The 21,909-nt window shown below is 53.0% G+C and carries 19 protein-coding genes; 10 read left to right on the top strand and 9 right to left on the bottom strand.

All coding sequences use genetic code 11. The features are described from left to right. The first annotated feature begins 77 nt into the window (after positions 1-77). The 7 genes from K7B04_RS09590 (at position 78) to K7B04_RS09560 (ending at position 7,488) form a co-directional block, all read left to right on the top strand. A complete protein-coding gene (locus K7B04_RS09590) occupies positions 78-404 on the top strand; it encodes a cupin domain-containing protein (protein ID WP_163449353.1) in 327 nt (108 codons plus the stop codon). Positions 405-607: 203 nt separating this feature from the next. Continuing rightward, entirely contained in the window at positions 608-1,528 is a 921-nt protein-coding gene (locus K7B04_RS09585) for a hypothetical protein (protein WP_223803893.1), read from the top strand. 536 nt (positions 1,529-2,064) lie between these two features. Then, on the top strand, positions 2,065-2,955 hold the full coding sequence (locus K7B04_RS09580) for a sugar ABC transporter permease (protein WP_064542927.1): 891 nt from the start codon (positions 2,065-2,067) through the stop codon (positions 2,953-2,955). After that, complete coding sequence (locus K7B04_RS09575; protein ID WP_064542924.1) at positions 2,948-3,850, top strand: carbohydrate ABC transporter permease; 903 nt, start codon at positions 2,948-2,950, stop codon at positions 3,848-3,850. Before K7B04_RS09580 ends, K7B04_RS09575 begins: the two co-directional genes overlap by 8 nt. Positions 3,851-3,862: 12 nt before the next feature. Continuing rightward, positions 3,863-4,990 carry an ABC transporter ATP-binding protein gene (locus K7B04_RS09570; RefSeq protein ID WP_064542921.1) on the top strand — a complete coding sequence of 376 codons (1,128 nt, stop codon included), beginning with the start codon at positions 3,863-3,865 and terminating at the stop codon, positions 4,988-4,990. Positions 4,991-5,004: 14 nt separating this feature from the next. Further along, positions 5,005-6,291 (top strand): ABC transporter substrate-binding protein, encoded by a 1,287-nt coding sequence (locus K7B04_RS09565; RefSeq protein WP_064542917.1) that lies wholly within the window; start codon positions 5,005-5,007, stop codon positions 6,289-6,291. Positions 6,292-6,360: 69 nt separating this feature from the next. Beyond that, entirely contained in the window at positions 6,361-7,488 is a 1,128-nt protein-coding gene (locus tag K7B04_RS09560; protein WP_163449355.1) for an oligogalacturonate lyase family protein, read from the top strand. Positions 7,489-7,575: 87 nt separating this feature from the next. Here the strand turns inward: K7B04_RS09560 and K7B04_RS09555 are convergent, their stop codons facing one another. From K7B04_RS09555 to kduI, 3 genes are all read right to left on the bottom strand, one after another. Beyond that, positions 7,576-8,994: a sugar porter family MFS transporter gene (locus tag K7B04_RS09555; protein WP_163449356.1), complete on the bottom strand. Its 1,419-nt coding sequence runs from the start codon at positions 8,992-8,994 to the stop codon at positions 7,576-7,578. A 318-nt stretch (positions 8,995-9,312) separates the two neighbouring features. Beyond that, positions 9,313-10,074 carry a 2-dehydro-3-deoxy-D-gluconate 5-dehydrogenase KduD gene (gene kduD / locus K7B04_RS09550; protein ID WP_064542911.1) on the bottom strand — a complete coding sequence of 254 codons (762 nt, stop codon included), beginning with the start codon at positions 10,072-10,074 and terminating at the stop codon, positions 9,313-9,315. A 63-nt stretch (positions 10,075-10,137) separates the two neighbouring features. Further along, positions 10,138-10,974 (bottom strand): 5-dehydro-4-deoxy-D-glucuronate isomerase, encoded by an 837-nt coding sequence (kduI, locus tag K7B04_RS09545; RefSeq protein WP_064542907.1) that lies wholly within the window; start codon positions 10,972-10,974, stop codon positions 10,138-10,140. 469 nt (positions 10,975-11,443) lie between these two features. Between kduI and K7B04_RS09540 the strand changes: the two genes are divergently transcribed. Continuing rightward, positions 11,444-12,619 carry an oligogalacturonate lyase family protein gene (locus K7B04_RS09540; protein ID WP_064542904.1) on the top strand — a complete coding sequence of 392 codons (1,176 nt, stop codon included), beginning with the start codon at positions 11,444-11,446 and terminating at the stop codon, positions 12,617-12,619. Between the two features lie 320 nt (positions 12,620-12,939). Here K7B04_RS09540 and K7B04_RS09535 read toward each other — a convergent pair whose 3' ends face one another. The 3 genes from K7B04_RS09535 to K7B04_RS09525 all read right to left on the bottom strand — a co-directional run bounded on the left by K7B04_RS09535 (position 12,940) and on the right by K7B04_RS09525 (position 16,304). Further along, positions 12,940-13,656 (bottom strand): oligogalacturonate-specific porin KdgM family protein, encoded by a 717-nt coding sequence (locus tag K7B04_RS09535; RefSeq protein ID WP_065358234.1) that lies wholly within the window; start codon positions 13,654-13,656, stop codon positions 12,940-12,942. A gap of 479 nt (positions 13,657-14,135) precedes the next feature. Further along, positions 14,136-15,323 (bottom strand): acetyl-CoA C-acetyltransferase, encoded by a 1,188-nt coding sequence (locus tag K7B04_RS09530; RefSeq protein ID WP_163446087.1) that lies wholly within the window; start codon positions 15,321-15,323, stop codon positions 14,136-14,138. A gap of 111 nt (positions 15,324-15,434) precedes the next feature. Then, positions 15,435-16,304 carry a LysR family transcriptional regulator gene (locus tag K7B04_RS09525; protein WP_065358236.1) on the bottom strand — a complete coding sequence of 290 codons (870 nt, stop codon included), beginning with the start codon at positions 16,302-16,304 and terminating at the stop codon, positions 15,435-15,437. A 94-nt stretch (positions 16,305-16,398) separates the two neighbouring features. Here K7B04_RS09525 and K7B04_RS09520 point away from each other — a divergent pair, with 94 nt between their 5' ends. Further along, positions 16,399-16,860, top strand: a complete 462-nt coding sequence (locus tag K7B04_RS09520) for a multidrug/biocide efflux PACE transporter (RefSeq protein ID WP_065358237.1) — start codon at positions 16,399-16,401, stop codon at positions 16,858-16,860. Positions 16,861-16,971: 111 nt separating this feature from the next. Then, positions 16,972-18,201, top strand: coding sequence for an amino acid permease (locus K7B04_RS09515; RefSeq protein ID WP_167575085.1), 1,230 nt, complete (start codon positions 16,972-16,974; stop codon positions 18,199-18,201). 75 nt (positions 18,202-18,276) lie between these two features. Here the strand turns inward: K7B04_RS09515 and mqo are convergent, their stop codons facing one another. The 3 genes from mqo to K7B04_RS09500 form a co-directional block, all read right to left on the bottom strand. Beyond that, complete coding sequence (mqo, locus tag K7B04_RS09510; RefSeq protein ID WP_223803892.1) at positions 18,277-19,935, bottom strand: malate dehydrogenase (quinone); 1,659 nt, start codon at positions 19,933-19,935, stop codon at positions 18,277-18,279. A gap of 192 nt (positions 19,936-20,127) precedes the next feature. Beyond that, entirely contained in the window at positions 20,128-20,898 is a 771-nt protein-coding gene (locus K7B04_RS09505; protein ID WP_064542884.1) for an ABC transporter ATP-binding protein, read from the bottom strand. Further along, the gene (locus K7B04_RS09500) at positions 20,898-21,869 is read right to left on the bottom strand and encodes an ABC transporter substrate-binding protein (protein WP_163446084.1); all 972 of its coding nucleotides are present in this window, start codon (positions 21,867-21,869) and stop codon (positions 20,898-20,900) included. Before K7B04_RS09500 ends, K7B04_RS09505 begins: the two co-directional genes overlap by 1 nt. Positions 21,870-21,909 lie beyond the last annotated feature (40 nt).

Here is a 21,909-nt window from a genome sequence, read left to right as displayed (position 1 = left end):
CGGCTCGCGTTTTCTTTTTGATCGTTTCTGATATAAATTTAATGAAACACCGTTTCAACATAAAACAGGACAGCCGGATGTTTATTTTCCATAAAGAAACCACGCTTGAAGATCTGGGCAATGGCGTTACCCGCCGCATTCTCGCGCACGATGGCAAGATGATGGCGGTTGAAGTCAACTTCGAACAGGGCGCGATTGGCCCAATGCACAACCACCCGCACGAGCAGCTGACCTACGTGCTGTCCGGTGAGTTTGAATTCACCATTGGCGACGAAAAGCACGTAGTTTCCGCGGGCGATACGCTGTACAAACAGCCGAACATCATGCACGGCTGCGTGTGCCTGAAAGCCGGTACCCTGCTCGATACCTTCACCCCAGTGCGCCAGGATTTCCTGAAAGCATAAGCTTCGACGCTTCCGCCGCTTTTCATCGCGAAGGGCGGCGTTTCTCCGTTTATCCCGTTTGCCCTACCGTCTCAGATTCCCCGCAAATTTTCACGCATTCCGCTGAGATCTAACGTCGATTTCCATCACAGTCGCCGAAAAATAAGGCGCGTTATGCTAGCGCGTATCTGCCGTCACTGGTCAGGAAATGAAAAGGGAATTTTATGAAAGTACTCTCACTTAACGATCTTCACCCAGCGGATGTGCTGCTCTTCTCACCGGAAAAGAAAAGTTTTATTTCCTGGGCGATTACCTTTTTGACCGATGCCCCGGTCAGTCACGCCGCGATGTATTTTGAGACCTGCCCGCCCACCATCGTGGAAGAAATGCCGCCACAGGTAACCACCAACCCTGCTGAAAAGCGTTTTAAGGGCCGCACCATTCATGTTTATCGCCACACAACAGCATCGCCGCTCACGCCTGTCACTCAGGCGGCGCGCCAGCACCTGAATAATCAGGAACCCTATGACCATGCCGGGCTGTATATGGTTGGTTTGTTGTTGATGTATAAAAAATTCTCGATAACCAGCCCAAAACAGCAGGTGATTATTCGGATACTGAAAAAGCTGACCGCGACGATAACTCAGTTTATTCAGCAACAGCAGACGCCCGGTAAGCATCCGATGGTCTGTTCACAGTTCGTCGCCCAATGCTTTGACGATGCCGGAAGCGCCTTCCGCCTGCAGTTCCGTCATGCCACACAGTTGGATTCGGCCATTGGCGAAACGCTGCTCGATAAAGCCGCCGACTGGATGAAGCAGCGCCAGGTGACCTTTAATCAATATGATATGAACGCCGCGCCGGAAACCGCCAGCGATGAAGCGCTGTGCGAAGCTCTGCACCACGCCTTTATGGACAATAACACGCAACCGACACCCGCCATGACCGATGCGCTGGCGGAAGCCATTTTCTATTTTGCCCAGGCGCACGCGTCGCTGTTAGGCCTTGATACCACCGTCAGGCGCTTCGATGCGCTGGCTGCGCTGCGGACCAACCAAAATATGTTTGTCTCGCCGGGCGATTTGATGCGCCATTGCACAAATTTAACGCCAATCGGTATTGTGATGATTCCGACAAATAACTGACGGGTCATACAACGTATACATTCTGGATGTTTCCAGAATAAGCCTTTTATTGTGATCAAAGCCTCATCTTTTTCGCTGAGGCTTTATATTTTTCACCCTCAACAAAGATTAGCGCCTTAATCATTTTAACAATCAATTATATCACGCTTAATAGATATTTCGGCTGTCAACTTCCATACCAGAAGCCCCGAATGGTGCTGGCTGAGGGACAAAAACGCCATCGCCGTCACTATAATGAAACATCGTTTCGACTCCGATCACATTTTCACGATTAATCGAATGACGTAGAAACAAATCGCAATAAAATAAATTTAAAACGGTGTTTTATAAAATGATTGTCGCAAAGCATGAGATTTTGAAACGCAACAACACCGAACAATGGACGATGTTAATTTTTATTGTATTACATTCACTTACAGGGAAAGGCTGCATGACCGACACCAAGTTAACGCTTTAAACGCTCTGGCGCCAGCAGGCGCGAGGGATGTAACCAACACCCAATCCGTTTGACACACTTGTTCGCCAGGTAGGTATGTATGAATGAAAACAGAATGCTGGGTTTGGCGTGGATTTCACCCTATATAATCGGGTTGATAATCTTCACGGCCTTCCCGTTCGTTTCATCTTTCTTCCTCAGTTTTACTGAGTATGACTTGATGAGTCCGCCGGTGTTTAACGGCATCGAAAACTATCGCTACATGTTTACTGAAGATGCGCTCTTCTGGAAATCCATGGGCGTAACTTTTGCCTACGTATTTTTGACAATCCCATTAAAACTGGCATTTGCTTTAGGGATTGCGTTTGTTCTTAACTTTAAATTACGCGGAATTGGCTTCTTCCGTACCGCTTACTATATCCCGTCTATCCTCGGTAGCTCCGTGGCTATCGCGGTACTGTGGCGCGCGCTGTTCGCCATCGACGGCCTGCTGAATAGCTTTATCGGCGTATTCGGTTTCGATCCGGTCAACTGGCTGGGCGAACCGTCTCTGGCGCTGATGTCCGTAACTCTGCTGCGCGTATGGCAGTTCGGCTCCGCGATGGTTATCTTCCTGGCGGCCCTGCAAAACGTTCCGCAGTCTCAGTACGAAGCGGCGATGATCGATGGCGCCTCTAAATGGCAGATGTTTATGAAAGTGACCGTGCCGCTGATTACGCCGGTTATCTTCTTCAACTTCATCATGCAGACCACTCAGGCATTCCAGGAGTTTACCGGACCGTACGTCATCACCGGCGGTGGCCCAACCTACTCAACGTACCTGTTCTCGCTGTACATCTACGACACAGCGTTCAAGTACTTCGACATGGGTTACGGCGCGGCGCTGGCATGGGTTCTGTTCCTGGTTGTAGCAGTCTTCGCTGCCATTGCCTTTAAGTCTTCAAAATACTGGGTGTTCTACTCCGCCGATAAGGGAGGCAAAAATGGCTGATATTCAACAAATCTCCGACGCAAGAAGCATCGCTGAACGTGAGGTTGCCCGCACCCTTCGCCGTGAGAAGATCAACGCATGGGTTCGCTACACCATCCTGCTGATTGTCGGTCTGTTAATGCTCTACCCGCTGGCGTGGATGTTCTCGGCATCGTTCAAACCGAACCACGAGATCTTCACCACGCTGAGCCTGTGGCCGGCACACGCTACCTGGGACGGCTTTATTAACGGCTGGAAAACCGGTACCGAGTACACCTTCGGTCATTACATGCTGAACACCTTCAAGTATGTGATCCCGAAAGTGATTCTGACCATTATCTCCTCCACTATCGTGGCGTACGGCTTTGCCCGCTTCGAGATTCCATGGAAGAAATTCTGGTTCGCGACGCTCATCACCACCATGCTGCTGCCGAGCACCGTACTGCTGATTCCTCAGTACCTGATGTTCCGTGAAATGGGCATGCTGAACAGCTATATGCCGCTGTACCTGCCGCTGGCCTTCGCCACGCAAGGGTTCTTCGTCTTCATGCTGATTCAGTTCCTGCGCGGCGTACCGCGTGACATGGAAGAAGCAGCACAGATTGACGGCTGTAACTCCATCCAGGTGCTGTGGTATGTGGTGGTACCGATTCTGAAGCCGGCGATTATCTCCGTCGCCCTGTTCCAGTTCATGTGGTCCATGAACGACTTTATCGGCCCGCTGATCTACGTCTATAGCGTTGATAAGTACCCGATTGCACTGGCACTGAAAATGTCCATCGACGTCACCGAAGGGGCGCCGTGGAACGAAATTCTGGCAATGGCGAGCATCTCCATTCTGCCATCCATCATTGTGTTCTTCCTGGCGCAGCGCTACTTCGTACAGGGCGTTACCAGCAGCGGAATTAAAGGTTAAGAGGGATATATCATGGCTGAAGTTATTTTCAACAAACTGGAAAAAGTGTACTCCAACGGCTTCAAAGCGGTACATGGTATCGACCTGAAAATCGCAGAAGGTGAGTTTATGGTTATCGTCGGTCCGTCCGGCTGCGCCAAATCCACCACCCTGCGTATGCTGGCTGGCCTGGAAACCATCAGCGGCGGCGAAGTCCGCATCGGTGAGAAGATCGTCAACAACCTCGCGCCGAAAGAGCGCGGAATTGCGATGGTGTTCCAGAACTACGCGCTGTATCCGCACATGACCGTACGTGAGAACCTGGCGTTTGGCCTGAAGCTGAGCAAAATGCCGAAAGATCAGATCGACGCCCAGGTAAACGAAGCGGCGAAAATCCTCGAGCTGGAAGAGCTGCTGGATCGTCTGCCGCGTCAGCTCTCCGGTGGTCAGGCACAGCGTGTGGCCGTAGGCCGCGCGATTGTGAAAAAGCCGGACGTGTTCCTGTTCGATGAACCGCTGTCGAACCTCGACGCCAAGCTGCGTGCCTCCATGCGTATCCGTATTTCCGACCTGCACAAGCAGCTGAAGAAATCCGGCAAGCCGGCCACCACCGTTTACGTTACCCACGATCAGACCGAAGCGATGACCATGGGCGACCGTATCTGCGTGATGAAGCTTGGCCACATCATGCAGGTAGACACCCCGGACAACCTGTACCACAAACCGAAAAACATGTTCGTTGCGGGCTTTATCGGCGCGCCGGAAATGAACATTCGCGCCAGTAAACTGGTGAGCAAAGAGGGTCGACTGAACCTGAGCATCGGCGATGAGTTTATGCCGCTGAGCGAAGATCTGCACAACAAGCTGACGGCGCAAGAAAATCAGGAAGTGTTCTACGGTATTCGTCCGGAATTTGTCTCCCTGTCCGATGAGCCGTTCGCTGAAGGCGGCTGCAGCGGTGAGATGGTCCGCGTGGAAAACATGGGGCACGAGTTCTTCGTTTACCTGAAAGTCGCGAACTACGAGCTGACGGCACGCATCCCTTCAGATGAAGCTAAGCCAATGATTGATAAGGGGCTTCATCGCAAGGTGTACTTTAAGTTTGACATGAACAAATGTCATATTTTTGACGCTAAAACTGAACAGAACCTCTCCCTCTAATCTGGAGTATTAAAATGAAAAAAGTGCTTTTAAGCGCAGCAATCTCCGCCACTCTGGGCCTTACCGCCCTGCCGTCTATGGCTAAGGATGTTGACCTTCGTATGTCCTGGTGGGGCGGCAATGGCCGTCACCAGGTCACACTGAAGGCGCTGGAAGAGTTCCACAAGCAGAACCCGGACATTAACGTAAAAGCGGAATACACCGGCTGGGACGGCCACTTATCCCGTCTGACCACCCAGATCGCTGGCGGTACCGAGCCGGACGTGATGCAGACTAACTGGAACTGGCTGCCGATCTTCTCCAAAAACGGCGACGGCTTCTATGACCTGAACAAAATGAAGGACGTGATCGACTTAAGCCAGTTTGATGCCAAAGAGCTGCAGTCCACCACCGTCAACGGCAAGCTGAACGGGATCCCAATCTCCGTCACCGCGCGCGTGTTCTACTTCAACGACGAAACCTGGAAACAGGCTGGCGTTGAATACCCGAAAACCTGGGACGACCTGATGGCTGCGGGTAAAACCTTTGAAAGCAAGCTGGGTAAACAGTACTACCCGGTGGTACTGGAGCACCAGGATACCCTGGCGCTGCTGAACTCTTACATGATTCAGAAGTACAACATCCCGGCGATTGATGAAAAGGCGAAGAAATTCTCCTACACCAAAGAGCAGTGGGTTGAGTTCTTCCAGATGTATAAAAAGCTGGTCGATAGCCACGTGATGCCGGACACCAAATACTATGCGTCATTTGGTAAGAGCAACATGTATGAGATGAAGCCGTGGATTCAGGGTGAGTGGGGCGGTACCTACATGTGGAACTCCACCATTAACAAATACTCTGACAACCTGAAGCCGCCAGCGAAGCTGGAGCTGGGTAGCTACCCAATGCTGCCGGGCGCCACCGACGCGGGTCTGTTCTTCAAACCGGCGCAGATGCTGTCTATCGGTAAGTCGACTAAGAACCCGGAAGCGGCAGCGAAAGTGATCAACTTCCTGCTGAACAGCAAAGAAGGCGTGGATACGCTGGGCCTGGAGCGTGGCGTGCCGCTGAGCAAGGTTGCGGTGAAATACCTGACCGAAGACGGCATCCTGAAAGAGAGCGATCCGTCCGTTGCTGGCCTGCGTCTGGCACAGTCTCTGCCGGCGAAACTGAGCGTGTCTCCGTACTTCGACGATCCGCAGATCGTGGCCCAGTTCGGTACCACTCTGCAGTACATCGACTATGGTCAGAAATCAGTTGAAGACGCGGCAGCCGACTTCCAGCGCCAGGGTGAACGTATCCTGAAACGCGCAATGCGCTAATCGCGCCATCATGTGTTAATACCCTGCAACTTCGGTTGCGGGGTATTTTTTTATTCAAGGAGAAAGGACATGAAAGGCAAAATCATCCCGCTGAATTTCCGCCATCAGAAGGACAGCGAAACCGGTCACGAGGTGATCCGGATGACGCCACCACACATTATTTGCCACCGGAACTACTTCTACCAAAAATGCTTTACCCGCGATGGGAGCAAGCTGATTTTTGGCGGCGCGTTCGAGGGGCACTGGAACTATTACTTACTGGATATTGCCGCCCAACAGGCAACCCAGCTGACCGACGGTGCTGGCGATAACACCTTCGGCGGCTTTCTTTCCGATGACGACCAGTCATTATGGTACGTCAAAGATACCCGCCAACTGCGTCGCGTGGATCTCACGACGCTGGAAGAACATGTGGTGTACGAAGTGGATGACCAATGGGTGGCCTACGGCACCTGGGTCGCCAACTCCGACTGCACGCAGCTTGTCGGCATTGAGATTAAGAAAAGCGACTGGCAGCCACTCACCGACTGGTCGAAGTTCCGCGCCTTCTACTTTACCAACCCGGAATGCCGCCTGATTAACATTGACCTGAAAACCGGGGAACAGCGGACCATTTTGCAGGAAAAACGCTGGCTCGGTCATCCGATTTACCGCCCGTTCGACGACAATACCGTCGCGTTCTGCCATGAGGGGCCGCGCGATGCGATTGACGCTCGCATGTGGTTGATTAACAACGACGGCAGCAACGTTCGCTGCGTGCGCCAGCAGCAGCCAGGCGAGAGCTTTACGCATGAATTTTGGGTGCCGGACGGCTCGGCGCTCTATTACGTCGCCCATCAGGAAAACAGCCCGCACCGCTATCTGTACAGCGCGGATCCTGCAACGCTGGAAAACCGCCAGCTGATGGAGATTCCGCCCTGCTCTCACCTGATGAGTAACCACGACGGTTCACTGGTCGTCGGCGACGGCGCGCCGCATAAAACCGGGGATATCAACCTCAACGATCCGTTTATCTGGGTGTTTGATCTGAAAACTGGCGACAAAAAAGCGATCTGCCAGCACAACAGCAGCTGGAAGGTGCTGGACGGCGACCGCCAGGTGACGCATCCGCATCCGTCGTTCTCGCCGGACGGGAAGTGGGTGCTGTACACCTCGGACACAGAGGGGATGCCAGCGCTGTATTTAGCGAAGGTGTAAAAAAGCCGGGTGGCGGCTACGCCTTACCCGGCCTACGTTTGACGTACCTTGTAGGCCCGGTAAGGCGTAGCCGCCACCGGGCACTCATCACACGCCGATATCCCGCAATTTCTCGCCTTTCATCAGCTTGCGTTCAATATGCTCCAGCGTCACCCCTTTGGTCTCTGGAATCAGCCAGAAGGTCACACCGATAAAGGCCACGTTCAGCGCGGTATACAGCCAGAACGTGCCCGCCGCCCCAATGGCATCCAACAGCGTCAGGAAGGTCGCGCCGATAATCATATTCGACACCCAGTTGGTGGTGGTGGAACAGGTGATACCAAAATCGCGGCACTTCAGCGGCTGGATTTCCGAGCACAGGATCCACACCACCGGTGCGGCGCTCATGGCATAACCGGCGATGCACATCATTGTCATCCCCACCGACAGCCAGGAAAGCCCGTTTGATGCCGTGCCGTTATCAAACTGCATCAGACAGTAGCCCAGCACCAACGTCCCCACGGCCATCACGCTAAAGCCGATTTTCAGCGCCGGTTTGCGCCCAGCTTTATCCACGGTGAACACGGCGATAAAGGTGGCAAACATAAAGGTCAGGCCAACCACCAGCGTGGCGATCATCTGCTGTTCCGTGGTGGTGAATCCGGCCATTTTAAAGATGCGCGGCGCGTAGTACATGATGATATTCATACCGGTGAACTGCTGCATCGCTTGTAACAGCATGCCGAGGAACACCGCGCGGCGCACGTTGCGGTTGACCTTAAACAGCGCCCAGCCGCCCTGCTTCAGCTTCAGGCTTTCGCGGATTTCATTCAGTTCATCACGCGCCTTCTCCGAGGTATCGCGCAGCATGCGCAGCACCTCTTCGGCTTCAATATGACGGCCCTTTTCCGCCAGCCAGCGCGGGCTATTCGGCAGGAACACCACCAGCACAATCAGCACCACCGCTGGCAGCGCCAGCACGATAAGCATCGCGCGCCAGTTACCGCTGTAACTGAAGGCCGTATCGGACAAAAACGCCAGCACTATCCCCAACGTCACCATCAGCTGATACATGCTGATCATCTTGCCACGCACGTTTTCGCTGGCCATCTCGGAGAGATAAAGCGGTGCGGTATAAGAGGCAATACCGACGGCCACGCCGAGAATAACCCTGGCGATCAACAGCATTTCGACGTTCGTCGCCAGACCCGAGCCGAGCGACCCGGCAACAAACAGTACGGCCCCGACCATCAGGCTATATTTACGCCCCAGGCGGAATGACAGCCAGCCGTTGAACAGCGCGCCGATCGCCGCTCCCAGCATCATACTGCTCACCACCCACTCCTGGAGGCGGCTGGATAACACAAAGTGATCGGTGATAAACGGCAGCGCGCCGGCAATCACCCCGATATCGAGACCAAAAAGCAGCCCCGCGACCGCTGCGGCAACCGAGACAAACTGGTTCATACGTCGAGTGTCGCGCTGGGTGCGCGGCATGAGCGAAGGATCGTTACTGATTGAAGCCATATTTTCCTGCCAGACAGAGTAAGACATACAACGAAAGTAAGAGATTGATGAACAGGAGTGTCAGGCGGGAAAGGTTATTAACATGGACAATATTGCTGCGACACATCGTTTTGTGATGGACATTTGACTTTCAGATGGAAGCCAGCCGTGTTGCATAATGCCTGTAAGAGGCAATACACAATGGTGATAATTTCATTATCATCATTTAAGTATGGATTATTTGCACCTTCCTATATGGATAAATCTCATACAGCCCATGCTTTTCACAGGCATAAAAAAACCTGCCGCAGCAGGTTTTTTTATTGGGCAGGCTAAAAATTAGCGCGCCAGCCAGCCACCGTCTACGGCAACGGTATAGCCGTTGATGTAGTCAGATGCCGGGGAAGCCAGGAACACGATCGGCCCCATCAGGTCGCTCGGCAGACCCCAACGGCCAGCCGGGATACGGTCGAGGATAGCGGCGCTACGCTCTTCGTCAGCACGCAGCTGCTGGGTGTTGTTGGTCGCCATGTAGCCCGGAGCAATCGCGTTGACGTTGATACCGTGTTTCGCCCACTCGTTCGCCATCAGACGGGTTACGCCCATTACGCCGCTCTTGGAAGCGGTGTAAGACGGAACGCGGATGCCGCCCTGGAAGGAGAGCATGGAAGCGATGTTGATGATTTTGCCGCCTTTACCCTGCGCGATGAAGTGCTTAGCTGCCGCCTGAGACATAAAGAACACGCTCTTGATGTTCAGGTTCATGACATCGTCCCAGTCTTTTTCGCTGAAGTCGATCGCGTCTTCACGACGGATCAGGCCAGCGTTGTTGACCAGGATATCGATATGGCCGAATTCCGCCACCGCACGCTCCAGCAGCGCCGGGATGCCGTCGATCTGACGCAGGTCAGCGGTCAGGCTCAGGAAACGACGACCCATCGCGGTTACACGTTCGATGGTTTCAGTCGGTTCAACAATGTTGATACCCACAATGTCGCAGCCCGCTTCAGCCAGACCCAGCGCCATACCTTGACCCAGACCGGTATCACAACCAGTAACAACGGCAACTTTGCCCTGCAGAGAGAATGAATCCAAAATCATTTTATATTCCTTATCGTTAGCGCCTGTACCGGACAGGCATCATTGAACTAATGCTGTCCGCGACTAGCGCAGATCCTTCACTGCTACATGATCCATGTCATCAAAGACCTGGTTCTCACCCACCATCCCCCAGATGAAGGTATACGCTTTGGTACCTACGCCTGAATGGATCGACCAGCTCGGCGAAATCACCGCCTGTTCGTTGTGCATCACGATATGACGCGTTTCCTGCGGCTGCCCCATCATATGGAACACGCAGCTGTCTTCATCCATATTGAAATAGAAGTAGACTTCCATGCGGCGCTCGTGGGTATGGCACGGCATGGTATTCCACAGGTTGCCTGGCGCCAGTTCGGTCAGGCCCATGCTGAGCTGACAGGTTTCGAGTACGTCCGGCACAAAATATTTATTGATGGTACGGCGGTTACTGGTGAGGTTATCGCCCAGGGTCACCGGTGCTACATCGGCAGGGGTCACTTTTTTGGTCGGGTAAGTGGTGTGTGCCGGCGCGCAGTTGTAGTAGAACTTCGCCGGTTTCGCCGCGTCGACGCTGGCGAAAACCACTTCTTTAGCCCCTTTGCCCACGTATAACGCGTCGCGATGGCCAATTTCGTAGCACTGGCCATCAACGGTGATGGTACCCGCGCCGCCAATGTTGATGACGCCCAGCTCGCGGCGCTCCAGGAAGTAACTCACGCCAAGCTGCTTGCCCACTTCGCCGCCAACCGATACGGTTTTCGCCACCGGCATGATGCCACCAACGATAATGCGATCGATATGGCTGTACACCATGGTGTATTCGTCGGCGACAAATACCTGCTCAACTAAAAACTCTTCGCGAAGCCCCTGCGTATCCAGCGTTTTAGCATGAGCGCTATGAATGCTCTGTCTTACTTCCACCTGAACCTCCAGGAAAATGTGGTCTTATGTTCTATTACAGAACGAAACTTCGTTCCGTTTTGTTAATGCACGTATCTTATCCCTGATGAAATGGGTTTTCAATTGCAAATAAAACATCGTTTCATTTTTTCTGTGAATTAATATCAAAAATGCAAATGGGATCACGAATACGCCGTTACCCACCCTCAGCCAAAAATAAAAAACAATATTATTCATCTAGTTACATTTTCTTTGAAAAATACTCTGTATGAGGTAAATGATGTCGCAAAATCAAAGATACGCTTGACGGGAGGGGTAAAGGGTTATCAAAAAAGTCGCAGAAATGATGATTTTTCGTATAAAGTGCGTCTGCCATCACAAACATTGAAACGGTGTTTTGATAAATTAACACCTAATTTTTAAAATGACATCCACATCGGCCAGCGAAGTTGATAGCACCTCGCGACCGCATCAGTAAAAGGAGAGCACCATGGCTAAAGGCATGCGGGTAAAATTGAATTATGAGGTCAGCCGCGACCCGGACACCGGCGCGGAGGTCACCCGCTTAACACCACCAGAAGTCACCTGTCATCGTAACTACTTCTATCAGAAGTGCTTCTTTAACGATGGTAGCCATCTGCTGTTTGCTGGTGAGTTCGATGGCCATTGGAACTACTACTTACTGGATGTGGCGAACGCCGAAGCCGTACAGCTGACCGAAGGCGCTGGCGACAACACCTTTGGTGGTTTCCTGTCTCCGGACGACAAATCCCTTTACTACGTTAAGAACGACCGCACTCTGCTGGAAGTAAATCTTGAAACTCTGGCCGAGCGCGAAGTCTATCGCGTGCCGGACGACTGGGTTGGCTACGGTACCTGGGTGTCCAACAGCGACTGTACCAAGCTGGTCGGCATTGAAATCGCCAAAAGCGACTGGACGCCGCTGAACGACTGGAAACTGTTCCACGACTTCTTCCATAAAGGCCCGCACTGCCGCCTGCTGCGTGTCGATCTGCAAACCGGCGAAAGCGCGGTGATCCACGAAGAGAAAAACTGGCTCGGCCATCCGATCTACCGTCCGTTTGACGACAACACTGTCGCATTCTGCCACGAAGGCCCGCACGACCTGGTCGACGCGCGCATGTGGATGGTCAACGAAGACGGCAGCAACGTACGTAAAGTTAAAGAACATGCGGAAGGCGAAAGCTGCACCCACGAATTCTGGGTTCCGAATGGCTCCGCGCTGGTTTACGTTTCTTATCTGAAAGGCAAACAGGGTCGTACCATTTACCGTTTCAACCCGGACACCAACGTCAACGAAGCGTTGATGCAAATGCCGGCCTGTTCACACCTGATGAGTAATTTCGACGGCACCCTGCTGGTCGGCGACGGCTCCGGTACCCCGGTCGACGTGAAGGACACCAGCGGCTATACCATCGATAACGATCCGTATCTGTACGCGTTTGACGTAGCGAAGAAAGCCTACTTCCCGGTTGCCCGTCACGATACCTCGTGGGCAACGGTACAAAACAGCCGTCAGGTGACTCACCCGCATCCGTCCTTTACCCCGGACGACAGCGCGGTGCTGTTCAGCTCTGACAAAGACGGCAAGCCGGCGCTGTATATCGCCAAACTGCCAACCGAACGTAAGTTCATGCAAGCATAAGAATTTTAAGTTTAGTGTTTCTGTAACTGGCCTTGCCCTCCTCTGGAGGGCTTTTTTTTGCCTGCGGTTTGTGCGGACGTTGCTATTCCCTCGCCCCTTGGCACGGACGGCCCCCTCTCCCTTTTTAAGGGAGAGGGATGGGGTGAGGGTTTTACACCAAGCTCCCCCCCTCACCCTAACCCTCTCCCCAAAGGGGCGAGGGAATATCCGAGCCAGAGAAATAGATTGTGCGCGCTGTATATGCTTCTGCCCCCACAAAAACGAAAACCCCCGGCCAAATGCTCCGGGGGGAAAACGGATGAGGGTCCGGTTTTGTTTATTTAGAAGGAGTAAGCCACACCTACACGCAGACGGGTCTGACGTTCATCGGTAGATTTCACACCCACGTTGCCCACTTCAAAATACGGAGACCAGTTTTTGTCCCACTTGTAGGCCATCTTAGCGTTATATTCGGTGCTGTAAGGTTTATTATTGTTACGATACAAGCTCTTATGCTGATCGTCTGCCACGGTACTGCGTGCATAAACGTAGTTCAGTTCCACACGCCAGTCGCCCATCGCCCAGCCAACCCAGGTATCCACTTTATTGACCTTGTCATCTACGCCGCCGCCGTTGCTGGAAGTGGCCGGAACGCGGGTATATTCATAACGGTAACGCGCCGCCACATAAAAACCATTATCAAAGCTGTACTGCGCGTGCAGGTACGGTTTGTAGATGGAGTAGCTGTCTTTACTTTCAATATTAAAGCCTGGGTTCAGGGCAAAGTTATCTGTCGCCTTCCAGCGCCAGTTAATGGATTCTTCGTGACCATTACCCACCATTTCGTTAAACGGACGATCCTGTTTATCAGTATCACCACCCGTTTTCCATTTTGCTTCGACGCCAAAACCAAGACCGTTATCAAATCGATGAGAAACCGCAACACGGTCAGCGTTGGAACCGCTGTCAATATATTCATGACGCAGGTCAACGGTTACCGCAGATGCAGCGAAAGACATGCCAGATAATACGGCCAGGGCCAGAGTTTTCTTTAACATTTGCCATCCCTCAATTGAAATTATGTTTCTTTTTTATGAAATTGAATTTTATTTTTTCCAAATTTCTATTTTAGTGATCGAGATCGTAATTATTTGTTTCAGAAAATCTGGCACAAGGAGGACGTGATAAAGCTCAACAAAAAACAGACGCAACCCTTAAAAAATAAAACTTAGATCACAAAGATTTATTTTTCCTGAATTTAAAAATCAATAATTTACTTACTTTACATGAACTTACCGAAAAAGAAGTAACGTGAGTTATTCTTAGCAATAGTAATAATTTATGTTTAATCAATGATTCGGCTAAGCATTTACTCATTCATATCTCTTACAGATGACACAAATAAAAATAAATATATAAAGGAAGAAACTAGACACAATTCCTTTCCTGGTCTCTTAACCCAGCGTATATAAACAAAAAAAGACCTCGAATGAGGTCTTTCTGAAGAAAAAAATAGAATGGAGAAACTAAAGCAGATTTACTGAATGTCTCGCTCGACGGCAAGGGCAACCCCCTGACCACCACCGATGCACAGCGTCGCCAGGCCTTTGCGCGCATCGCGTTTAATCATCTCGTGAACCAGAGAAACCAGAATTCGGCAGCCCGATGCGCCTATCGGATGCCCCAGAGCGATCGCTCCGCCGTTGACGTTGACCTTCTGTTCGTTCCATTCCAGCATTTTACCCACCGAAATGGCCTGCGCGGCGAAAGCTTCGTTGGCCTCAATCAAATCCACCTCATTCAACTGCCAGCCTGCGCGCTCCAGGCACCGTCGCGTGGCATAAACCGGTGCAATCCCCATCAACGCCGGATCCACCCCCACGCTGGCAAACGCACGGATCCGCGCCAGGATAGGTAACCCCAGTTCAAGCGCTTTGCTTTCGCTCATCATCAACACTGCCGCCGCGCCGTCGTTAATGGATGAAGCGTTACCCGCCGTCACCGAGCCCGACAGATCGAACGACGGGCTCAGCCGCGCCAGTGCTTCCGCGCTGGCATCGGTTTGCGGCTGCTCATCGGTATCCACAATTTGCGGCTGACCGCCAGGCTGTGGGTTTATCACCGGAACGATTTCGTCGCGAAAGCGCCCCGAATCGATAGCCTTGCGGGCTTTATGCTGCGAGCTTAACGCCCAGGCATCCTGCTGCTCGCGGCTGATGCCATACTCACGCGCCAGATTCTCCGCCGTGACGCCCATGTGATAATCGTTGAAGGCGTCCCACAGGCCATCATGCACCAGGCTATCGATAAGTTGGCTATTGCCCAACTGCGCGCCGGTGCGGCTGTCGGTCAACACGTGCGGCGCGCGGCTCATATTTTCTTGCCCGCCGGCGATAACCACATCCGCTTCACCGCATTGAATCGCCTGGGTCGCCAGATGCAGCGCCTTCAGCCCCGACCCACAGACGTCGTTAATGGTGATGGCCGATACGGTATTTGGCAGACCGCCTTTTATCGCAGACTGCCGCGCCGGGTTTTGCCCGGTACCTGCGGTCAGAACCTGACCAATAATCACTTCGTCGATCGACGTCGCGGCAATGCCGCTGCGTTCGACCAACGCGTTGATCACCAGGCTACCCAGTTCGACGGCGGAATGACGCGCCAGCGCCCCCTGAAAACAGCCGATGGGCGTACGGACAGCACCTACGATAACGACATCTTTCATCTCAACCTCAGCGCAAAATAACCTGCGTATAGTAGATGATTGTTATCAACTTTTTTCGCAATTGTTTAAAAAAAGTGAGTCTTATCACAAAGGAATTGCTTATCGTCTGCGCTACGTCGACACCTGCTGGAGGTACTGACGTAGCCAGCTCCCCGCCGCCCCCAGGGGAGCCTCTTTATGCCAGAGCAAATCGATAGAAACCGACATGGGCCAGCCTGTAATATCCAGCATAGTCAGCTCCGCCGAACTGGCAAATTCATCCACCAGCGCACAGGGCAATACGCACCATCCCAGCCCCTGCGCCGCCATGCTCAGCAGCATCAGATAGTTGGGTGCCGACCATACTGGCCCGCGCGCGGGTGCGGTGCGATTCTCCAGATAGGTATTCAACCGAAGCTCGCGCCACGTGCGCAGTTGCTCCCACTCCACGCGTGTCTGCGCGGTCAGAGGATGATCGGGAGAGACATAGACCGCCATGCGCGTCTGCATCGGCAGACGGGTATGACCAATATCGGTAGGGTAGTCGTCGCGCGCCTCAATCAACCCCACCTGCGCGCGGCCTTTTTGCAACAGATCGACCACATCATCATCCTCCCCCACCAGACATTCAAACTCGGTATGCGGGAAACGACGATCGAACTGCGCCAGCAGATCTTCCAGCACGTCCGGATGCAGAGTATCCGACAGCACAAAGGTCAGCCGCGCTTCCGTTTCACCGCTCAATGAAACCGCCAGCTCATCAAGCCGTTCGCTGGCGGCGAGGATCGCCTGCACGTAGCTCAGCACCCGCTGACCTTCCGGGGTCAATACCGGCTGGCGCGCAGAGCGATCGAATAGCGTGACGCCGAGATCCACCTCCAGATGAGCGATGGCGGTGCTGATCGTCGACTGACTTTTGCGTAGACGGCGTGCCGCGGCGGAAAAGGATCCGCAGGAGACGGTTTCAACGAAGGCGGTCAGAGCTTCGGGGGAATAGCGCATGAAGTATCTACTTTATCGATGGATTCTATCTTTTACTTATCACATTTACCCATAAAATGCGCATAACAGTGTTCAATAAAACGAAGGTCATCAGATGCAACACGATTCATTACATCGCAGAAAGCTGCCGGAGCGTATTTTCCACGCCGTGTGCTTTGAAGGGATCGCCACCGCGATCCTCGCCCCTACCGCCGCCTGGCTGATGCAACGGTCCGTACTGGAAATGGGGGGACTCACGATTATTCTGGCCACCACCGCCATGGTGTGGAACATCATCTACAACGCCGTTTTTGACCGCCTGTGGCCGGTCACTCGCGTAAAGCGGACGGCAAAAGTGCGTGCCCTGCACGCCCTGGGATTTGAGTGTGGGTTTATCGTTATTGGCGTCAGCATCGTGTCGTTCGTGCTGGGCGTAACGCTGCTGCAGGCACTCACGCTGGAGATTGGTTTCTTCCTGTTTTTCCTGCCTTACACCATGCTCTACAACTGGGCGTACGATACGCTGCGCGATCGCATCATCAAACGCCGCCAACAGAATCTTTACGCACAAAATTAGTCTTCTTTTCAGGCCGATAACAAGCGGCCTGAAAATGTTCAGCCACACGAAAAGCTAATTATGGTAAATTGTCCGCCATTTTTTTGGTTTTATGGTTGATATATTCAGATAATGTCTAAAATTTGGTCTAAAGACGAAACTCTATGGAGCTTTGCCCTATATGGCACTGCCGTCGGAGCGGGAACCCTTTTCCTGCCCATCCAGCTAGGGGCCGCCGGTGCGGTAGTTCTGTTTATCACCGCACTGGTGGCATGGCCGTTAACCTACTGGCCACACCGCGCTTTATGTCAGTTCATCCTTTCCGCTAACACTCCGGCAAGCGTTGGCATTACTGGCGCCGTCACCCACTACTATGGCAAAAAGATCGGCAGTTTAATCACCGCGCTCTATTTCATTGCCTTCTTCGTGGTGGTGCTAATCTACGCCGTCGCTATCACCAATTCCCTGGCCGAGCAGATTGCCCGCTATACGCCCGTCGATTTACCTTTGCGTGCATTGATTAGCCTGGGCGTGGTGCTGTTGCTGAACCTGATCTTCCTGACCGGTCGCCAGACCACTATCCGCGTCATGGGCATGCTGGTGTTCCCGCTGATCGCCTACTTCCTGTTCTTATCGCTCTATTTGACCGGAAGCTGGCAGCCGTCGCTGCTGACCACGCAGATGGAGGTCAACACGCACACTTTGCATCAGGTGTGGTTATCCATTCCCGTGATGGTTTTCGCTTTTAGCCATACGCCGATTATTTCGACCTTCGCCATCGACCGTCGAGAGAAATACGGCGAGCAAGCCATGGGTAAATGCAAAAAAATCATGAAGGTAGCGTACTTGGTTATCTGCCTGAGTGTGCTGTTCTTTGTGTTCAGCTGCCTGCTTTCGATTCCGCCGTCGTACATCAATACGGCAAAAGAAGAAGGCGTCACCATCCTTTCTGCGCTATCGATGATGCCTGACTCACCAGGCTGGCTGTCGATTTCCGGCATTATTGTGGCGGTTGTGGCGATGTCAAAATCGTTCCTCGGCACCTATTTTGGCGTGATTGAAGGAGCGAGTGAGATGGTGAAAGCGTCGCTGAACCAGGTTGGCGTGCGTAAGAGCCGCTCGTTCAATCGCGGGCTGTCTATCATGCTGGTCTCCGCAGTAACGTTCATCGTCTGCTGCATCAACCCGAATGCCATTTCGATGATTTACGCTATCAGCGGCCCGCTGATCGCCATGATTCTGTTTATCATGCCGACGCTGTCGACTTACCTGATCCCGGCGCTGAAGCCCTACCGCTCTATCGGTAGCCTGATTACGCTGATTGTCGGGTTGATGTGCGTATCGGTGATGTTTTTAGGCTGAACAATATTTGATGCAAAAAAAAAGACCTGTCGGGTTCCCCCGTCAGGTCTTTTTTATCGCTGGAAAACGGTAAGTTTACAGCGCCATATCGTGCTGCGGCGACGCGCTGGCTGGCTGCTCTTCAGCCGGTTTAGCCTGCGCTACCGGGGCGGCTGGCATCTGGATCACCGGCGGTTTGGTCAGTTCCAGCGTCGCGGCGGTGTCGTTCCATACCTGTTGGGTCAGCGCGACGTTGCCGTTAAGGTTCTGGCCAAAGCTCGGGACGATACTGTGGATTTTGCTCTGCCACTCCGGTGAGTTGAACTGTTCCGGGAACAGTTTCTTAATCACGTTGAGGGTGATAGGCGCGGCGGTAGAGGCCCCCGGAGATGCGCCAAGCAGCGCCGAAATGGTACGCTGCTGATCCACCACCACTTCGGTACCCAGCTTCAACACGCCGCCTTTATCGGCATCTTTCTTGATGATCTGCACGCGCTGACCGGCCTGAATCAACTTCCAGTCTTCTTTACGCGCCTGCGGGTAATACTCTTTCAGCGCCGCAAAACGATCGTCATCGCTCAACATCACCTGGCTGATGAGGTATTTCACCAGGTCGAAATTATCCAGACCCACGTGGGTCATCGGCATGACGTTGCTGGTGGTGGTCGTGCTCAGCAGATCGAAGAACGAACCTTGTTTCAGGAACTTCGTGGAGAAGGTTGCGAACGGCCCGAACAGCACCACGCGTTTACCGTCGATAAAGCGCGCATCAATGTGCGGCACCGACATCGGCGGCGCGCCCACGGAAGCCTGACCGTAGACTTTCTCCATATGCTGACGGGTCACGTCCGGGTTTTCAGTCATCAGGAATGAACCGCCCACCGGGAAGCCCGCATAGTTATCCGCTTCCGGAATACCGGTTTTTTGCAGCAGCTTCAATGCGCCGCCGCCTGCACCGATGAAGACATACTTCGCGTCAATAGCATGCTGTTTGCCGCTGTTGACGTCTTCAATGGTCACGTGCCACGAGTTATCGCCGTTGCGCTTAAACTCGGTCACTTCAGAGGAGGTTTGCAGCGTAAAGTGTTCGTTCTTTTGCAGGCTACCAATCAGCTGGCGCGTAATTTCGCCATAGTTGACATCAGTACCCACCGGCGTCCAGGTGGCAGCCACTTTCTGCTGCGGATCGCGACCGGCCATGACCAGCGGCGCCCATTGAGCAATTTGCTGATGATCGGTAGAGAATTTCATGCCCTGGAACAGCGTGGTTTTTTGCAGCGCATCGTAGCGCTTGCCGAGATATTCCACATTTTTATCGCCCCACACAAAACTCATATGTGGAGTGGAATTAATAAAGGAGTGCGGATTATTCAATACGCCGCGCTTCACCTGCGCCGACCAGAACTGGCGGGAGATTATAAACTGTTCGTTAATTTCCAGCGCTTTAGTGACATCAATGCTGCCGTCCGGGCGCTGCGGCGTGTAGTTTAATTCCATGTTAGCCGAGTGGCCGGTGCCGGCGTTATTCCAGCCGTTAGATGATTCTAATGCGACTTTATCGAGTTTCTCGACCATCACCTGCTTCCAGTCCGGCTGCAGCTCCTGAAGCCAGGTGCCCAGAGAGGCGCTCATGATGCCGCCGCCGATGAGCAGAACATCGGTTTTTTGCGTGGTTTCAGTATTGGCGTAAGCAGCGGAATTGACCAGCAGGGCGATGGTGGCGAGAGAAAATAGTTTTTTATTAATAGCAGGCATAATGATGATATTCGCATAGCTAAATGTAATGAGTGCGACAATAGTAGCGCACTTTTACATTATTTTAAAATATCACCCATTATTTAACAAAAAACATTAACAAATAGACTTTGGCTGCTTTTTTTAATTAAAAAAAGCAGCCTTACAGTTTGCACGGAAATTAAATTAAGCCACGCATATTACAAACAATAATTAATGCAGACCAAACTCAGCCATTAATTGCTGACGCAGGACGACGAACTCTGTGCTGCTACGTTCGCGCGGGCGTGGCAGCGAAACTTCAATCGTGCGAATCGGGTCGCCCTTAATTTTCGGCAGAATCAGCACCCGGTCAGCGAGATAAATCGCCTCTTCCAGATCGTGCGTCACCAGCACCATCGTCATCTTTTCCGCATCACGAATACGGACCAGTTCTTCCTGCATGGTGATTTTAGTCATCGCATCCAGCGCGCCCAGCGGTTCATCCAGCAGCAGAATTTCTGGCTGAATGGTCAGGGCGCGGGCAATTCCCACACGCTGAGCCATGCCGCCGGAAAGCTGGTTCGGTAGCGCCTGCTCGCAGTGGCTGAGGCCCACCAGCTCAATCGCCTCTTTCGCCCGCGCTCTGGCCTGCTTGCGCGGCACGCCCTGTACGTCGAGGCTGAAGCTGACATTCTCCAGCACCGTCAGCCATGGCAGCAGGCGTGGCTCCTGGAAAATCACCGCGCGCTCGCGGCTCATGCCATGCACCGCCTGACCGTCAATCACCACGTCGCCCGCATCCGGCGTTTCCAGCCCCGCCAGAATACGCAGCAGCGTGGTTTTCCCGCAGCCGCTCGGCCCAACGATGGCAATGCTCTGCCCGCTCTCAATCTGTAAGTTCAGGTCGCGGAAAACGTCGAACGGTTTACCTTCCAGCGAGAACGTTTTGCGTAAGCTACGAATCGAAATATCGCCGCGTGGCGTCTGAAGTGTCGCAGTCATCACACACCTTCCGTTTTCAGCAAAATATTAGAGGCTTTGAGCTGACCTTTTTTCAGCACGCCATCACGCTCGAGGATATCCAGCCAGAACTGCACGTCGTGTGGTTCGGACTGGCCGCCTTTACGCACGCCGTAGCCGGTAAAGTATTTCGCGACCTCCGGGTTCTCACCGCGTTCCTTAAGGATTTTGGCCATAATTTCGCGCACTTTTTCCGGATTGTCGCGAGCGTAGTCCAGGGCACGCGCCGACTCCACCACGAAGATGCGCGCCGCATCAGGGTGCTGCTTAACGAAGTCAGCACGCAGCACCGTGAAGCCGCCGGCAATCGGCCCGAGTACGTCGGCATCGTTGAAGATTGGACGCAGGCCGCCGTGGCTGCGCGCCGACCCTTCAAAAGTGGTTTGCCAGTAGCCAAATGCCGCAACGTCGACCTGACCAGAGCGTAAAGTTTGTTCCAGCTGCGGGCCCGGCACGACCACCGGTTTCGCCGCGTTTTCCGGCAGATGGGCCTGACGCAGCGCCTCGCGCAACGTGTAATCCAGGTGCGCCCCCAGGGTATTCACCGCCACGCTTTTTCCGGCTAAATCTTTGATCGATTTAATCGGGCTATCTTCCTTCACGTAGAAGATAGATTTGGTGGTCTCGTTAATACCGTTGGTAGGGTAAGCAGCGACAAAATCGTTACCGTTAGCAATGGCGTTAATCACCGCCGGCGTGGCTGCCGATCCGATATCAATGCTGTTCGACGCCAGCGCAAATAAAGACTCCGGGCCACCGCTGGCATAACCAGCATTTTTGATCGACACCCCGGTATCCTTAAAATACCCCAGCGCGTCGGCTAATTCGTGGGCGGAAATACCGCCGTAGCTCGCCATATAGCGCATCGTGACCGCTTCCTGAGCCCGCACTGATGTGCTGATGCCAAAGAGGAAAAGTATCGCCACCCACACAAAAGAGATCTGTTTTTTCATTATTGAAATTCCCATCAGGCTTAATTTAAAAACGCAAAAT

Origin of the sequence: Kluyvera sp. CRP (genome assembly GCF_019930565.1) — a bacterium.
In the GTDB taxonomy this organism is placed as follows: Bacteria; Pseudomonadota; Gammaproteobacteria; order Enterobacterales; family Enterobacteriaceae; genus Kluyvera; species Kluyvera georgiana_A.
This window is presented reverse-complemented; position numbering and strand designations above follow the sequence as displayed.

Excerpts from the sequence above, each read along its gene's own strand:
- K7B04_RS09560 (WP_163449355.1), top strand. The coding sequence starts at position 6,361 with ATGAAAGGCAAAATCATCCCGCTGAATTTCCGCCATCAGAAGGACAGC.
- K7B04_RS09580 (WP_064542927.1), top strand. The coding sequence starts at position 2,065 with ATGAATGAAAACAGAATGCTGGGTTTGGCGTGGATTTCACCCTATATA.
- K7B04_RS09515 (WP_167575085.1), top strand. The coding sequence starts at position 16,972 with ATGTCTAAAATTTGGTCTAAAGACGAAACTCTATGGAGCTTTGCCCTA.
- K7B04_RS09575 (WP_064542924.1), top strand. The coding sequence starts at position 2,948 with ATGGCTGATATTCAACAAATCTCCGACGCAAGAAGCATCGCTGAACGT.
- kduD (WP_064542911.1), bottom strand. The coding sequence starts at position 10,074 with ATGATTTTGGATTCATTCTCTCTGCAGGGCAAAGTTGCCGTTGTTACT.
- K7B04_RS09530 (WP_163446087.1), bottom strand. The coding sequence starts at position 15,323 with ATGAAAGATGTCGTTATCGTAGGTGCTGTCCGTACGCCCATCGGCTGT.
- K7B04_RS09570 (WP_064542921.1), top strand. The coding sequence starts at position 3,863 with ATGGCTGAAGTTATTTTCAACAAACTGGAAAAAGTGTACTCCAACGGC.
- K7B04_RS09505 (WP_064542884.1), bottom strand. The coding sequence starts at position 20,898 with ATGACTGCGACACTTCAGACGCCACGCGGCGATATTTCGATTCGTAGC.
- K7B04_RS09525 (WP_065358236.1), bottom strand. The coding sequence starts at position 16,304 with ATGCGCTATTCCCCCGAAGCTCTGACCGCCTTCGTTGAAACCGTCTCC.
- K7B04_RS09590 (WP_163449353.1), top strand. The coding sequence starts at position 78 with ATGTTTATTTTCCATAAAGAAACCACGCTTGAAGATCTGGGCAATGGC.
- K7B04_RS09585 (WP_223803893.1), top strand. The coding sequence starts at position 608 with ATGAAAGTACTCTCACTTAACGATCTTCACCCAGCGGATGTGCTGCTC.
- K7B04_RS09520 (WP_065358237.1), top strand. The coding sequence starts at position 16,399 with ATGCAACACGATTCATTACATCGCAGAAAGCTGCCGGAGCGTATTTTC.
- K7B04_RS09535 (WP_065358234.1), bottom strand. The coding sequence starts at position 13,656 with ATGTTAAAGAAAACTCTGGCCCTGGCCGTATTATCTGGCATGTCTTTC.
- K7B04_RS09565 (WP_064542917.1), top strand. The coding sequence starts at position 5,005 with ATGAAAAAAGTGCTTTTAAGCGCAGCAATCTCCGCCACTCTGGGCCTT.
- K7B04_RS09500 (WP_163446084.1), bottom strand. The coding sequence starts at position 21,869 with ATGAAAAAACAGATCTCTTTTGTGTGGGTGGCGATACTTTTCCTCTTT.
- K7B04_RS09540 (WP_064542904.1), top strand. The coding sequence starts at position 11,444 with ATGGCTAAAGGCATGCGGGTAAAATTGAATTATGAGGTCAGCCGCGAC.
- mqo (WP_223803892.1), bottom strand. The coding sequence starts at position 19,935 with ATGCCTGCTATTAATAAAAAACTATTTTCTCTCGCCACCATCGCCCTG.
- K7B04_RS09555 (WP_163449356.1), bottom strand. The coding sequence starts at position 8,994 with ATGGCTTCAATCAGTAACGATCCTTCGCTCATGCCGCGCACCCAGCGC.